The sequence below is a fragment of the Bifidobacterium callimiconis genome (assembly GCF_003952005.1).
Lineage (GTDB): Bacteria > Actinomycetota > Actinomycetes > Actinomycetales > Bifidobacteriaceae > Galliscardovia > Galliscardovia callimiconis.
The window spans coordinates 323,216-337,725 of sequence record NZ_QXGJ01000001.1 but is presented as its reverse complement, the minus strand read 5'-3'; the positions used below and the strand labels follow the sequence as shown (position 1 = coordinate 337,725).

The 14,510-nt window shown below is 62.0% G+C and carries 10 protein-coding genes and 1 tRNA gene; 10 read left to right on the top strand and 1 reads right to left on the bottom strand.

Annotation, left to right across the window (positions count from 1 at the left end; genetic code table 11):
* Positions 1-159: 159 nt before the first annotated feature.
* The gene (locus D2E23_RS01470) at positions 160-1,035 is read right to left on the bottom strand and encodes a bifunctional methylenetetrahydrofolate dehydrogenase/methenyltetrahydrofolate cyclohydrolase (RefSeq protein WP_126029222.1); all 876 of its coding nucleotides are present in this window, start codon (positions 1,033-1,035) and stop codon (positions 160-162) included.
* A gap of 230 nt (positions 1,036-1,265) precedes the next feature.
* Here D2E23_RS01470 and D2E23_RS01465 point away from each other — a divergent pair, with 230 nt between their 5' ends.
* From D2E23_RS01465 to D2E23_RS01420, 10 genes are all read left to right on the top strand, one after another.
* Positions 1,266-2,300 carry a metal ABC transporter solute-binding protein, Zn/Mn family gene (locus D2E23_RS01465; RefSeq protein WP_240541517.1) on the top strand — a complete coding sequence of 345 codons (1,035 nt, stop codon included), beginning with the start codon at positions 1,266-1,268 and terminating at the stop codon, positions 2,298-2,300.
* Positions 2,301-2,453: 153 nt separating this feature from the next.
* Positions 2,454-3,935 (top strand): 30S ribosomal protein S1, encoded by a 1,482-nt coding sequence (gene rpsA / locus D2E23_RS01460; protein WP_093961487.1) that lies wholly within the window; start codon positions 2,454-2,456, stop codon positions 3,933-3,935.
* A 144-nt stretch (positions 3,936-4,079) separates the two neighbouring features.
* Positions 4,080-4,706: a dephospho-CoA kinase gene (gene coaE, locus D2E23_RS01455; protein ID WP_206431966.1), complete on the top strand. Its 627-nt coding sequence runs from the start codon at positions 4,080-4,082 to the stop codon at positions 4,704-4,706.
* A gap of 48 nt (positions 4,707-4,754) precedes the next feature.
* Entirely contained in the window at positions 4,755-6,869 is a 2,115-nt protein-coding gene (uvrB, locus tag D2E23_RS01450) for an excinuclease ABC subunit UvrB (protein ID WP_126029220.1), read from the top strand.
* Positions 6,870-6,948: 79 nt separating this feature from the next.
* Positions 6,949-7,941 (top strand): TerC family protein, encoded by a 993-nt coding sequence (locus D2E23_RS01445; protein ID WP_126029219.1) that lies wholly within the window; start codon positions 6,949-6,951, stop codon positions 7,939-7,941.
* 341 nt (positions 7,942-8,282) lie between these two features.
* Positions 8,283-9,725, top strand: coding sequence for a pyruvate kinase (pyk, locus tag D2E23_RS01440; protein ID WP_126029218.1), 1,443 nt, complete (start codon positions 8,283-8,285; stop codon positions 9,723-9,725).
* Positions 9,726-9,864: 139 nt separating this feature from the next.
* Positions 9,865-9,938 (top strand) — tRNA-Leu (locus tag D2E23_RS01435).
* A 135-nt stretch (positions 9,939-10,073) separates the two neighbouring features.
* Positions 10,074-10,679 (top strand): ANTAR domain-containing response regulator, encoded by a 606-nt coding sequence (locus D2E23_RS01430; RefSeq protein ID WP_375137732.1) that lies wholly within the window; start codon positions 10,074-10,076, stop codon positions 10,677-10,679.
* An 8-nt stretch (positions 10,680-10,687) separates the two neighbouring features.
* Complete coding sequence (polA, locus tag D2E23_RS01425; protein WP_126029217.1) at positions 10,688-13,546, top strand: DNA polymerase I; 2,859 nt, start codon at positions 10,688-10,690, stop codon at positions 13,544-13,546.
* A 29-nt stretch (positions 13,547-13,575) separates the two neighbouring features.
* Positions 13,576-14,490, top strand: coding sequence for a Nif3-like dinuclear metal center hexameric protein (locus D2E23_RS01420; protein ID WP_126029216.1), 915 nt, complete (start codon positions 13,576-13,578; stop codon positions 14,488-14,490).
* Positions 14,491-14,510: the final 20 nt, after the last annotated feature.

Genomic DNA, 14,510 nt, shown 5'->3' with positions numbered 1-14,510 from the left:
TCCAATTCCGACGTGTCCGCATCCGCGCCATGGACAGGGCGGGCGAAGAGCCCGAAAAACGACGAAGGGTGCGGCACCCCTGATTTGGGATGCCACACCCCTCGTGACATGCAGGCCACCGGGAACCCCGGGCCTGCATGTCACGACGACGGCCGGAGCCTACGCCAGACGCTCAGCGATGTCCACCACATTGCGCAGCAGCATGGCGCGGGTCATCGGTCCCACGCCGCCGGGATTCGGCGTATAGGCCGCGCACACCTCACGCGCCGCCGGATCCACATCGCCCAGAATCCTCGACTTGCCGGTCTCGGGATCGGTCACACGACTTACGCCGACGTCGACGAGCACGGCGTCCGGCCGCACATCCTCGGGCTTGACGAAATGGGCGTTGCCCATCGCCGCGACGATCACATCGGCCGAACGCATGATCTCATGGACGTTCTTCGTGCCGGTGTGGCACAGCGTCACCGTGGCATTGATCTCCTTACGACTGATCAGCAGACCGATCGTACGGCCGATGGTGATGCCACGACCCAACACCACCACATGCTTGCCGTTGAGATCGATGCCGTTCATGGCCAGCAGCTCCACCACGCCACGAGGGGTGCAGGGCAGCGGGGTCACGAGCTCGCCACGCGGATGCAGCACCAGCTCGCCCAGATTGTAGGGATGCATGCCATCCGCATCCTTCTTCGGATCGATCAGATCGATCGCCGCGTTCTCATCGATGCCTTTGGGCAAGGGCAGCTGCACGATGAATCCGGTACACGCCGGATTGGCGTTCAGTCGCTGGATCGCCTCGGCGATATCGTCGAAGCTCGCCTCGGCGGGAAGCTCCTCGGCGATGGAGGCGATGCCCACCTCGGCGCAGTCACGGTGCTTGCCCGCCACGTACTTGACGCTGCCGGCGTCGTTGCCGACCAGCAGCGTGCCCAGACCGGGGGTGATCCCCTTGGATTTCAGCTGCTCCACACGCTGTGCCAGATCAGCCTTGATGGTGGCTGCCGCCTGCTTGCCATCCAGTCGAAGTGCCATCGATATTCTCTCCTTGCTTACATCGAAGCGTTCCACGGCGTCCGTCTCACGGCGCCTATCACGTGTCCTGTCACGATACTCCGCCTCATGGGCTATCGTGAGATCATTCCATAGAACGGAATCGTCCATGTTTCGGCGCATGTCTCGACCGATCGAAACATGCGCCGAACACAACGAATCCCGCACAGGGCAGCATGTGGAAACCAACGTATGAACCACCGGAGGAAGTCATGACGTTTTCCGCCAACATCGGCAAGGCAGTCGCAGCGGTGATGGCCTGCGCCATCATGGTCTCGGTCGGAGGATGCGGATCCTCGGCATCGGACGGCGCAACGTCGTCGTCCTCATCCACAGCCGGCACCACCATAACCGTGGTCGCCTCGATCAACCAATGGGGCATGCTTGCCAAGGAAATCGGCGGAGACAAGGTCTCCGTCACCTCGATCCTCGGCACCACCAACGTCGACGCCCACGACTTCGAACCGCAGACCAGCGACATCGCCACCATATCCAAGGCGACCGTCCTCATCGTCAACGGCGCCGGATACGACGAATGGGCCACCAAGGCGACCACCGCCGCCGACACCGTGGTGAACGCAGCCGACACCGTGGGCGCCTCCGACGGCGACAACCCACACCTCTGGTTCTCCAGCGACGCGCGAACCGCCGTGGCCAAGGAGATCGCCGACGCCTACGGCAAGGCCGACCCCTCAGCCAAGACATACTTCTCGCAGCGCCTCGCCACATGGAAGAAAAGCGAAAGCGAACTCGAGAAGACCATGGCCGTCTTCTCCAAAGAACACCCCAACGCCACCTACGCGGCCACCGAATCCGTGGCCTACTACCTGATGAGCGACCTCAAACTCACCGACGTCACCCCGCAGTCCTACACCCAGGCCATGCTCAACGACAGCGAGCCGGCGCCCGCCGACATACAGAAGATGCAGAAGACGCTCACCTCCAAAACCGCCTCCCTCCTCATCAACAACCCCCAGGAGGAGTCCGACATGACCGCAATGATCACCAAGGCGGCCGATGACGCCGGCGTACCCGTGGTCGATGTGACCGAACAGGTCCCCGACAACGCCACCGGACTGATCGCATGGATGAACTCCCTGATCTCCCAGTTCGACAAGGCGCTCGCCGACGATCAGTCGGACGAGTCGGGACAGGCCGATCAGAATGGCGTTTCCGATTCGTCGTCCGGCCAGTCCGATTCGTCGTCGTCCGACCCCTCGAATTCCGCGGATTCCGCAGGGGAGTAACGCGCTGACGAAATATTTTCAGCCGAGCGCGACACGCCCGGATTTCTTGACCATGCATTCGGCTAGACTATTTCCTTGTGCGTGCCCGCAGGGGCACACGATAACTGAATATCGATTCTTATCCACCCACTATTAGAAAACCAGTACATTTACATGGCAGAGAACAACGCAGAGGTCACCAAGGTCGCCATCAACGACATCGGCACCGAAGAGGACTTCATCAAGGCAGTCGATTCCACCATCAAGAACTTCGATGATGGTGATCTGGTCGAAGGCACCGTCGTGAAGATCGATCGCGACGAAGTGCTCCTGGATATCGGCTACAAGACCGAGGGCGTGATCCCCTCCCGTGAGCTTTCCATTAAGAAGGACGTCGATCCCGACGACGTCGTCGAGGTCGGCGATACCGTCGAGGCCCTTGTCATCACCAAGGAAGACAAGGAAGGCCGTCTGATTCTGTCCAAGAAGCGCGCCCAGTACGAGCGTGCCTGGGGCGATGTCGAGAAGATCAAGGAAGCCGATGGCGTTGTCGAAGGCACCGTCATCGAAGCCGTCAAGGGCGGCCTCATCGTGGACATCGGTCTGCGTGGCTTCCTGCCGGCTTCCCTCGTCGAGATGCGCCGCGTGCGCGACCTGGCCCCCTACATCGGCCAGAAGATCCAGGCCAAGATCCTGGAGCTCGACAAGAACCGCAACAACGTGGTCCTGTCCCGTCGCCAGTACCTCGAGGAGACCCAGTCCGAAGTGCGCGAGACCTTCCTCTCGCAGCTCAAGAAGGGCCAGATCCGCGAAGGTGTCATCAGCTCCATCGTCAACTTCGGCGCGTTCGTCGATCTCGGTGGTGTTGACGGCCTGATCCACGTGTCCGAGCTGTCCTGGAAGCACATCGACCACCCGTCCGAGGTCGTCAAGGTCGGCGACAAGGTCACCGTGGAGGTGCTCGACGTCGATCTCGATCGCGAGCGCATCTCCCTGTCCCTGAAGGCCACCCAGGAGGATCCGTGGCAGCGCTTCGCTCGCACCCACGTTCCCGGCCAGATCGTCAAGGGCAAGGTCACCAAGATCGTGCAGTTCGGTGTGTTCATCTCCGTGGATGATGGCATCGAGGGTCTGGTGCACATCTCCGAGCTGGCCAACCGCCACGTGGAGAACCCGGAGACCGTGGTCAAGCCGGGCGAAGAGGTGTTCGTCAAGGTGATCGACGTCGATCTCGATCGTCGCCGTATCTCCCTGTCCCTCAAGCAGGCCAACGACTCCGTCGACATCTCCTCCGAGGACTTCGATCCGGCGCTGTACGGCATGCCGGCCGAGTACGACGAGCAGGGCAACTACAAGTACCCCGAAGGCTTCGACCCGGAGACCAACGAGTGGATCGCTGGCTACGAGAAGCAGCGCGAGGAGTGGGAAGCCCAGTACGCTGCCGCCCACGATCTGTGGGAGCAGCACAAGGAGTTCGTCGCCAAGGAGCTCGAGAACGCCGAGGCTTCCGCCGCTGCCGATGGCCAGGGCGAGCCGAAGGAAGAGAAGGTCGAGGAGACCTCCAACTACTCTTCCGAGAGCACGTCCGAGGGCACCCTTGCTTCCGACGATCAGCTGGCCGCTCTGCGCGAGCAGCTGCTCAACGAGAAGAAGTGAACTCGTTCCGTCGCATAGCTGACTAAACGATGAAACCCGGTTGTCATTACCCAATGGCAGCCGGGTTTTTCTGTAGACTGAAAACGTTCGAGTCGAAGGCGGCCGGGGGCGAAGACGCCCATGGGCCGATGTGAGGAGATGAGAATGTTCACTCGTGTAGGTCTTACCGGAGGCATCGCGGCCGGCAAAAGCACCGTGGCCAAACGTTTCGTGCAGCTTGGCGCCTATGTGATCGATTACGACCAGCTGGCCAGACAGGCGGTGGCCAAGGGCAGCGAGGGGCTTGACCAGGTGATACAGCGGTTTGGCCGCCGTGCCCGAGGCCGCGACGGCGAGATGAACCGGGCATGGGTGTCGGCCCATGTGTTCTCCGATCCGGAGAAGCTGCAGGAGCTCAACGACATCGTGCATCCGATCGTGTTCCGCGAGGCCGGGCGTCTGGAATACCAGTGGCTGGATACGCATCCCGAACCGAAGGACGGCACCCGTCGGTTGGTGATCCATGACATTCCTCTGCTGGTGGAGACGTCACGGTGGGACTACTTCGACGCGATCATCACCGTAGAGGCGCCCAAGGAGACACGTATCCGTCGTATGATCCGCAATCGCGGCATGAAGCGTCAGGACGCCGTCGCGCGCATCAACAATCAGGCTTCGCAGCAGCAGCGGTTCGATATCTGCGATTACGTGATCGACTCCACCAAGCCTCTAGAACAAATGTTTGAAGATGTTGATAGGCTGTATCACGTACTGACGCATCCGTCGTACTGACGATTTCGGACGACGGACGTCGAACGAGGCAGACAGCAGGGGCATTGCATGGGCTACAACATCGAACGAACGAACCGTCCTTTCGTGGTCAAATCGCCGTATCGTCCAAGCGGCGATCAGCCGGCGGCGATCGAGGAGCTCGCCACGCGCATCGAGAACGGCGAGAACGATGTGGTGCTCATGGGCGCCACCGGTACCGGTAAAACCGCCACGACGGCATGGCTCATCGAACGGCTGCAACGTCCCACGCTCATCCTGGAACCGAACAAGACATTGGCGGCGCAGCTGTGCGCCGAGTTCCGCGAGCTCATGCCCGACAACGCCGTGAGCTACTTCGTGAGCTACTACGACTACTATCAGCCCGAGGCGTATATTCCGCAGACCGATACGTATATCGAGAAGGACTCCAACATCAACGACGACGTGGAACGACTGCGTCACGCCGCCACGGCGAACCTGCTCACACGGCGTGACTGCGTGGTCGTGGCCACCGTCAGCTGCATCTACGGTCTGGGCACCCCGGAGGAGTACGCCGGACGCATGCTGTTCCTCAAGGAGGGGCAGGAGATCAATCGCGACGATCTGCTGCGTACGTTCGTCGACATGCAGTACAAGCGTAACGACATCGCCTTCACCCGAGGCACGTTCCGCGTGCGCGGCGACACGGTGGAGATCATTCCCGTATACGAGGAGCTCGCGGTACGCATCGAGTTCTTCGGCGACGAGATCGACCGCATCTCCACGCTGCATCCGCTTACCGGCGATGAGATCGCCCACGAAAGCGAAGTGCACATCTTCCCGGCCTCGCATTACGTGGCCGGGCCCGAGCGCATGCAGCGTGCGCTCAAGACCATCCGCGAGGAACTCGATGACCGTGTGGCCGTGCTGAAGAAGCAGGGCAAGGAGCTGGAGGCCCAGCGTCTCACCCAGCGCACCACCTATGATCTGGAGATGCTGTCGCAGATCGGCGTGTGCCAGGGCGTGGAGAACTATTCCCGGCACTTCGACGGCCGTGAACCCGGTACTCCACCGCACACGCTGCTGGACTTCTTCCCCGACGATTTTCTACTCGTCATCGACGAGTCGCATGTGACGATCCCGCAGATCGGCGCCATGTACGAGGGCGACGCCTCGCGCAAACGCACACTGGTCGAACACGGCTTCCGACTGCCCAGCGCGATGGACAACCGTCCGCTCAAATGGGACGAGTTCCTTGACCGCATCGGCCAGACGGTCTATCTGTCCGCCACGCCCGGCGACTACGAACTGGGACTGTCCGACGGCGTGGTGGAGCAGATCATCAGGCCTACGGGACTGGTCGACCCCAAGATCGACGTGCGTCCGGTCGAAGGGCAGGTGGACGATCTGCTCGGCGAGATCAAGGATCGCGTGGCGAAGAACGAACGCGTGCTCGTCACCACGCTGACCAAGAAGATGGCCGAGGACCTCACCGACTATCTGCTGGAACGCGACATCAAGGTGGAGTATCTGCACTCCGACGTGGACACGCTGCGCCGAGTGGAACTGCTGCGCGAGCTGCGCGAAGGCAAGATCGACGTGATCGTGGGCATCAACCTGCTCAGGGAGGGCCTTGACCTGCCTGAGGTTTCGCTTGTGGCGATATTGGACGCCGACAAGGAGGGATTCCTGCGCTCCTACCGTTCGCTGATTCAGACCATCGGCCGTGCGGCGCGAAACGTGTCGGGCACGGTGATCATGTACGCGGACCGACGCACCGAGGCCATGACCAAGGCCATCAATGAGACGAACCGTCGCCGTGCGAAGCAGATCGCCTACAACAAGGAGCATGGCATCGACCCCAAGCCGCTGATCAAGAAGATCAGCGACGTCAACGACATGCTCGCCAAGGAGGACGTCGATACCCAGACGCTGCTGGAAGGCGGCTATCGCAACGCCAACAAGGCCGGCAACTCGCATCTGGGGGTGCCTGTCGCGTCCTCGTCGGACGAAGCGGAGAAGCGTCATCGCGACCTGCTGTCCGCCGGTCTGCCGGCGCAGGATCTCGCCGACCTTATCCGCCAGCTCAGCGAGCAGATGCATACGGCCGCCGAACAATTGCAGTTCGAGCTCGCCGCCAGACTGCGTGACGAGATCCGCGACCTCAAAAAGGAGCTGCGACAGATGACCGAAGCGAACAAGTAGGGGAGAGCGCCTATCGTTTCGTGGTGAAAACGCGGCGGTGGCTTCTCTCGGTCATCTGCGGTCCGTATGATGGTGACCCATGGCTGAGACTCCACTGTGGTTTATGGCGAGTTCCTTCGCGGTGCTCGCCGTGTTCTTTATCGTCGATCTGCTGATCATCGGTCGTCGTCCTCATGTGCCCTCCACTGCGGAATGCGTGCGACACATCGCGTTCTTCGTGGTCATGGCGCTGATTTTCGGCGGACTCATCTGGGCCGTGGCTGGTTCCAAGCCGGCCCTGGAGTTCTATTCCGGTTGGCTTACCGAGTATTCGCTCAGCATCGACAACCTGTTCGTGTTCGTCATCATCATGGCGAATTTCGCGGTTCCGAAGCAGTTGCAGAAGTTCGTGCTGTCGGTCGGCATCACGATCGCGCTGGTGTTGCGCGGCATCTTCATTCTGTTGGGCGCCGCCATCATCACCCGATTCACGTGGGTGTTCTTCCTGTTCGGCGCGTTCCTGCTGGTCACCGCGTTCAAGCTCGCCTTCGGCAAGGACGATGACGAGGAATACCATGAGAACGCTCTGATCGCCACGCTGCGCAAGGTGATTCGCATCTCCGACGAGTACGACGGCGAAAAGCTGCGAACCACCAGGAACGGCGTGAAGTATTGGACGCCCATGCTTATCGTGTTCCTCGCGATCGGCACTACCGACGTGATGTTCGCCTTCGATTCCATTCCTGCGATCTTCGGTCTGACCAAGGATCCGTTCATCGTGTTCACCTCCAATGTGTTCGCCCTGCTGGGCCTGCAGCAGCTGTACTTCCTGCTCGGCGCCCTGCTCGACAAGCTGGTGTATCTGCCGATCGGCCTGTCCGTGGTGCTCGGCTTCATCGGCGTCAAGCTGATCATGGAGGCCCTGCACGCCAATACGCTGCCGTTCATCAACGGCGGCCAGCCCATCCACGCCGTTCCCGAAGTGCCCACGTGGCTTTCCCTCGCGGTGATCGTGCTGTCGATCGGCATCGCGTCCGCCGCCAGCGTTATCAAGATGAAGGCGATGGAGAAGAAGACGGACGGTCAGGACTGATCCTCCCGTTGACGTTTCCGCGATGCGTGAAAGACGCGTCGATGCGGCGTGACGGTGTGCGTCGGCGCCCATGTGCGACGATGACACGCACGGGCACGCATCGCGCAGGACGGTGTATTCAGGTCTTCGTTCATGGCCGGCCGGAATTCGGTCGCCATGCGCGAAGGCCTTTGTTTTTGCGGTTTTGTGCATAATGAACCGGAAGTGCCCACTATGTGAACGCTCACACAACACGCCGTGATTACGCTTTGCTCGGTCTGGAACAGCTAGTAAGCTAATCCATGGCAACAGCGGGGAAACATCCTGTTCCTCGTTCCGTCTAGAAGAAATAGGCAGGCAATATGCGTAAAGCCAAGATTGTAGATACCATCGGACCGGCTACCGAATCCCTCGAGAACATCACCAAGCTCGTCGAGGCCGGCATGGACGTCGCTCGTCTGAACCGTTCCCACGGCACGCCCGAGGATCACCTCAGGGTCTACAACAACCTCCGCGAGGCCGGCAAGACCGTCGGTCGCAACGTGGCTGCCCTGGTTGACCTGCAGGGTCCGAAGATCCGTTGCGGCTGGTTCAAGAAGAACGCCGACGGCGAGGACAAGGTCTACCTGAAGGTCGGTCAGGAGTTCACCATCACCACCGACGACATCGAAGGCGATGAGACCATCACCTCCACCACCTTCAAGGGTCTGCCCGGCGACTGCCACCCCGGCGACCCGATCCTGATCGACGACGGCAAGGTCCGCCTCGAGGTCACCAGCGTCGAGGGCAACAACGTGCACACCAAGGTCGTCGTGGCCGGCCCCGTCTCCTCCCACAAGGGCATCAACCTGCCCGGCGTGGCCGTGAGCCTGCCCGCCCTGACCGAGAAGGATGAGGCCGATCTGCGTTGGGCCATCCGCACCGGCGCCGACATCATCGCCATGTCCTTCGTGCGTTTCGCCACCGATATCGACCGCGCCCACGAGATCATGGACGAGGAAGGCCGTCGCATCCCGATCGTCGCCAAGATCGAGAAGCCGCAGGCTCTGGAGAACCTCGAGGACATCGTCAAGGCCTTCGACGGCATCATGGCCGCCCGTGGCGACATGGCCGTCGAGTGCCCGCTGGAAGAGGTCCCGCTGGCCACCAAGCGCATCATCGAGCTGGCCCGTAAGTACGCCAAGCCCGTGATCGTGGCCACCGAGGTGCTCGGCTCCATGGTCAACTCCCCGGTGCCGTCCCGCGCCGAGGCCTCCGACTGCGCCAACGCCGTGCTCGACGGCGCCGACGCCACCATGACCTCCAACGAGACCGCCGTCGGCAAGTACCCGACCGAGACCGTGGCCACCATGGCTCGCATCTCCGAGTACGCCACCTCCCACGGCTTCGACCGCATCCCGGAGCTCAAGGGCCTCGACATGTCCAAGTCCGGCGCCGTGTCCTCCGCCGCCGTGGATCTGGCCGACAAGCTCAACGCCAAGGCCATCGTCGCCTTCACCCAGACCGGCGACACCGTGCACCGCATCGCCCGTGAGCGTCCGGCCGCCCCGATCTACGGTCTGACCTCCAACGAGCACACCTATCACTGGCTGGCTCTGAGCTGGGGCACCGAGGCCTTCCTGCTGGACAAGGATTACCACGACATGACCCGCAAGGAGATCATGGCCCTCACCGACGCCACCCTGAAGGCCGCCGGCAAGGTCGAGGACGGCGACCACATCGTCGTGCTCAGCTGCTCCAAGGGCGACCACAAGCCCGGCAGCACCGACTCCATCTACGTGCACACTGTCGGCAGCACCAAGTGAACTCGTAGATGACCTAGCGGTGTACAGCCGCTGAACGGTGTCTTACGACATGCATTGGGCCCATCCGTGTGGCGAAACACGCGGATGGGCCCAAACTTTTGTGTCGCGGGGACAAATGGTGTACCCTCTCTTAAGGATTGCCCCGGTATCCCAATTGGTAGAGGAGACAGCCTCAAAATCTGTACAGTGTGGGTTCGAGTCCCACCCGGGGCACTGACGTTGGCGATTGTTGGTGCGCGCCTGCAATCGTTTACGTGATGGATGTATTGCGTTGCAGAGTGCGTGATTTGAATTGGTTACGATGATGTAACGTGATTCAGTATGGTTCCAAACGCGAAAGGGACGGATATGTCTGATATGGATGCGCTGTCGGAGGATTCGAAGGGACGCACCGTCGTCGTGGCCGAGGATGAGGCCCTGATTCGTCTTGATATCGTCGAATCGTTGCGTGCCGCCGGCTATGACGTAGTCGGTGAGGCGGCCAGCGGCCAGGAGGCCGTGGATCTGGTCCGCGAACTGGTGCCCGATGTCGTCGTCATGGATGTGAAGATGCCTGGCAAGGACGGCATCACGGCCGCCAAGGAGATCGCCGAGGAGAATCTCGCCCCCGTGGTCATGCTCACCGCGTTCTCGCAGCAGAACCTCGTGGAGAAGGCCGCCGACGCCGGCGCCATGGCCTACGTGGTCAAGCCGTTCGTCCCCGAAAAGCTGTTCCCGTCCATCGAGGTGGCCATCAGCCGTTTCGACCAGATGAACGCCCTGCGTGACGAGGTCTCCGACATGAAGGCCCGCTTCGAGGCCCGCAAGCGCGTCGATCGCGCCAAGGGCCTGCTGATGGAGAACATGGGCCTCACCGAGTCCGAGGCGTTCCGCTGGATTCAGAAGACGTCGATGGATCGTCGTCTGACCATGCAGGAAGTCGCCGACGCGGTCATCGAGCAGGTGCAGGGCTGAGTCGATCCATGGTTCTGTCTTCGCACGATTCTCTCACTACGGAAAGGGCGACGGCGGAACATCGACTGCTCGTCGTCGACGGGCACTCACTGGCCTTCCGCGCATACTTCGCGCTGCCGGCCGAAAACTTCACCACATCCGCCGGATTCGCCACCAACGCGGTGTGGGGTTTCGCCAACATGCTCACGCGAGTGATTCTGGACGAACATCCCACCCACGTTGCCGTGGCATTCGACGTCAAGGGCGGCACGTTCCGTAATGATCTGCTGCCGCAATACAAGGGCACGCGCGATGCGGCGCCGGAGGATCTGCTGCCGCAGCTGCCCGTGATTCAGGACATGCTCAAGGCATTGGGCGTGACCTATATCGAAAAACCCGGATACGAAGGCGATGACGTCATCGCCACGCTCGCCACCATGGGGGAGAAGGCGGGCTTTGACGCGCTGGTGCTGTCCGGCGACCGTGACGCGTTCCAGCTGATCGACGACCGCATCACGGTGCTGTATCCGGGACACCACTTCAAGGACCTCAAGCACATGACGCCCGAAGCCGTGGAGGAGAAATACAAGGTCAGTCCGCAGAAATACCCCGATCTGGCAGCACTGCGAGGCGAGACCGCCGACAACATTCCCGGCGTGCCCGGCGTGGGCGACGGATTCGCGGCCAAATGGATCAACCAGTTCGGCGGACTTGACGGCATCATCGAACACGCCGACGAGATCAAGGGCAAGAAGGGCGATGCCCTGCGCGAGAACATCGAGCAGGTGAAACTCAACCGCAAGGTCAACGCTCTGGTTCGCGATCTCGATCTTGGGGTCGACATGAATGATCTGGTGATGTCCCCGCCGAACCTCACGGCAATCGACAAGCTCTTCGCCTCACTGGAATTCGGTCCTCGTACCAAGACGCGACTGCTCAAGGCGTTCCCCGGCGGCGTTGTGGAGGACGGTTCCGACACGGAGATCGCCGACGACGAGCCAACGCTCGAGGAACCGATCCTCGACTCCCTCGACGGAGACGATGCCACGGCCGAGGCTATCAACGAATCACTGCTGCAGTGGATCGACACGCATATCGCCGCAACGATCACGTCGAAGACCGTTCCGGACAGCGAACTTACCGACGCCACGCTGGCATTGGAAGCATCCTGGATCCTTCACGCGGAAGGCAACGTCCATCCCGGCGCCACAACATTGGATGCGATCGCGCTTCTGGGACCCGACAACCATGCCGTGATGCTGTCCGCCGCAGAGGCGAGTGCATGCCACACCGCACTACAGCAGCTGCTGGACGCGCGCGCGGGAGCATGCGTGCTGCACGGTCTCAAGGAACAATCGCACCTGTTTGCCACCATCGGTGTTCACGTTCCCCGACCGTGGTTCGATACCCAACTTGCCGGATACCTGGTGGAATCCGACTACCATCCCGATTCGCTGGATGCCGCGGCCGCGCACTTCCTCGACCTGCCGATCGAGGAGGACGACGAGCCTGCCCAGGGCGAACTGGCCCTCGACATCGACGACGAATCCGATGCCATCAAGCCGAAGTCCGTGATCCGCCACATCGCCGCCGTGCGGGCGCTCGCCCATGATCTGGCACCCAAGGTCGTGGCCCGGCAACAGTATTCGCTGCTGCACACCATCGAACTGCCGGTATCGGAAGTGCTCTTCGGCATGGAATCGATCGGCGCGGCCGTGGACGAAGGCCGACTGATCGCCATGCGTGACCGATTCGCCACCGAGGCGCGCGACGCCCAGGAGCAGGCATGGGATGCGGCCGGCAAACGCATCAACCTGCAGAGTCCCAAGCAGCTGCAGGCGGTGCTGTTCGACGACATGCAGCTGCGCGGCACGCGAAAGACCAAATCCGGCGGATACACCACCGACGCGGCCGCCCTGCAGGAAATGGCCGTGCGCAACGTGAACAACGAGCGCGCCAGCTCGTTCCTCGTGGCGCTGCTGCGGCATCGCGAGACCAACAAACTCAAGCAGATCGTGCAGAGCCTGCTCGACGAGGTCAATCATGACGACGGTCGCATCCACACCACGTTCGAACAGACCGTGGCCGCCACCGGACGACTGAGCTCCGCCGCGCCGAATCTGCAGAACATCCCCAATCGCAACGCCGCCGGTCGCGAGATCCGTGGCGCGTTCGTGCCGGGAGAGGGATTCGTGTCGTTGATGAGCTGCGACTATTCGCAGGTGGAGCTACGCATCATGGCGCACCTGTCCGGAGACGAGGCGCTGATCGAGGCGTTCCGTTCCGGCGCCGACTTCCATCGGTACGTGGCCTCGCTTGTCTACCAGATTCCGGTGGACAAGATCACCGGCGACCAGCGCTCCCACGTCAAGGCGATGAGCTATGGCCTCGCATACGGATTGAGCACCTACGGCCTCGCCCAGCAGCTCAAGATATCGCCCGCCGAAGCGGACGTGCTCAAGGACAAGTACTTCGCCACGTTCGGCAAGGTGCACGATTACCTGGAGTCCTTGGTATCCGAAGCCAAACGCAACGGCTACACCGAAACCATGTTCGGCCGTCGCCGGTACTTCCCCGGGCTCAAGTCCACGAACCGTCGCGTACGCGATGCGGCCGAACGTGCCGCGCTCAACGCGCCGATTCAGGGAACCGCCGCCGACATCATGAAAATCGCCATGATCCGTGCCGCCGACGCCCTGCATGACCACGGTTTGTCCAGCCGCATCATTCTGCAGATCCACGACGAACTCGTCGTGGAGATCGCACCGAACGAAGCCGACACGGCCACCGAACTGATCCGTGACGCCATGGAGAACGCCGTGCACCTCGAAGTGCCGCTCGACGTCTCCACCGGCATCGGCGACGACTGGCAGCTCGCCGCACACTGAACGCAACCATCCTTCGGAAAGGGGTCGAAATGACCGAACCGATCACGCCTCCCACCCTCAAGCAGGTCATCGACGTACTTGAGACGCTGTACCCGCTGCGTTACGCGGAAAGCTGGGACGAGCCCGGCCTGATCGTGGGCGACCTCGCCCGACCGGTCCGACGCATCTACTGCGCGGTCGACCCCACCCATGAGATCGTGGCCGAAGCCGTGGCCTATGGCGCCGACCTGCTCATCACCCACCATCCGCTGTTTTTCCGATCAGTACATCAAATCTCCGGACTCGGATTCCGTGGCGACATCGTCAACACGCTGATCGCCAACCACTGCGGACTCTGGGTGGGACACACCAACGCCGACTCCGCCCACCGCGGCACCGCCCACGCCTTCGCCGACCGACTCGGACTGATCAACCAGCGTCCACTCGAACCCATCACCGACCCGACCAGCGAACACCCGGTCGGACTCGGCCGCATCGGCGAACTGCCTGAGCCGGTCACGTTGCGCGCGCTCACGGAACACGTGGCCGAGCTGCTACCGCACACGGAACTCGGCATTCAGGTGGCGGGCGACCCCGACCAGCTGGTCCGTACCGTCGCCACGCTGCCCGGTTCCGGCGACTCGATGTTCGACGAGGTCCGTGCCAGCGGCGCCGATGTGTACATCACCAGCGATCTGCGCCATCACCCCGCCACCGACGCCTGGCAGCAGGCGCTGTACGAGGCGGAGCTGCGCGAACAGGGATTCGCCGTCGGACAGGGCAGGACGGGGGAGCGCGTACCCCGTCCCGCCCTGATCAACACGCCGCATTCGGCCATCGAGCGCTCGCTGTTCCACTATCTGGTGCCGGACGTCACGGCCGCGATCAGGGAAACGACCGGCGCGGACGTGGAAATCGCACTGTCCGAGACCAGCACCGATCCCTGGACCTTCCGTATCGGCTGAGCAACGACACGCCGTACTCG

Excerpts from the sequence above, each read along its gene's own strand:
- D2E23_RS01465 (WP_240541517.1), top strand. The coding sequence starts at position 1,266 with ATGACGTTTTCCGCCAACATCGGCAAGGCAGTCGCAGCGGTGATGGCC.
- uvrB (WP_126029220.1), top strand. The coding sequence starts at position 4,755 with ATGGGCTACAACATCGAACGAACGAACCGTCCTTTCGTGGTCAAATCG.
- D2E23_RS01445 (WP_126029219.1), top strand. The coding sequence starts at position 6,949 with ATGGCTGAGACTCCACTGTGGTTTATGGCGAGTTCCTTCGCGGTGCTC.
- pyk (WP_126029218.1), top strand. The coding sequence starts at position 8,283 with ATGCGTAAAGCCAAGATTGTAGATACCATCGGACCGGCTACCGAATCC.
- coaE (WP_206431966.1), top strand. The coding sequence starts at position 4,080 with ATGTTCACTCGTGTAGGTCTTACCGGAGGCATCGCGGCCGGCAAAAGC.
- D2E23_RS01430 (WP_375137732.1), top strand. The coding sequence starts at position 10,074 with ATGTCTGATATGGATGCGCTGTCGGAGGATTCGAAGGGACGCACCGTC.
- rpsA (WP_093961487.1), top strand. The coding sequence starts at position 2,454 with ATGGCAGAGAACAACGCAGAGGTCACCAAGGTCGCCATCAACGACATC.
- polA (WP_126029217.1), top strand. The coding sequence starts at position 10,688 with ATGGTTCTGTCTTCGCACGATTCTCTCACTACGGAAAGGGCGACGGCG.
- D2E23_RS01420 (WP_126029216.1), top strand. The coding sequence starts at position 13,576 with ATGACCGAACCGATCACGCCTCCCACCCTCAAGCAGGTCATCGACGTA.
- D2E23_RS01470 (WP_126029222.1), bottom strand. The coding sequence starts at position 1,035 with ATGGCACTTCGACTGGATGGCAAGCAGGCGGCAGCCACCATCAAGGCT.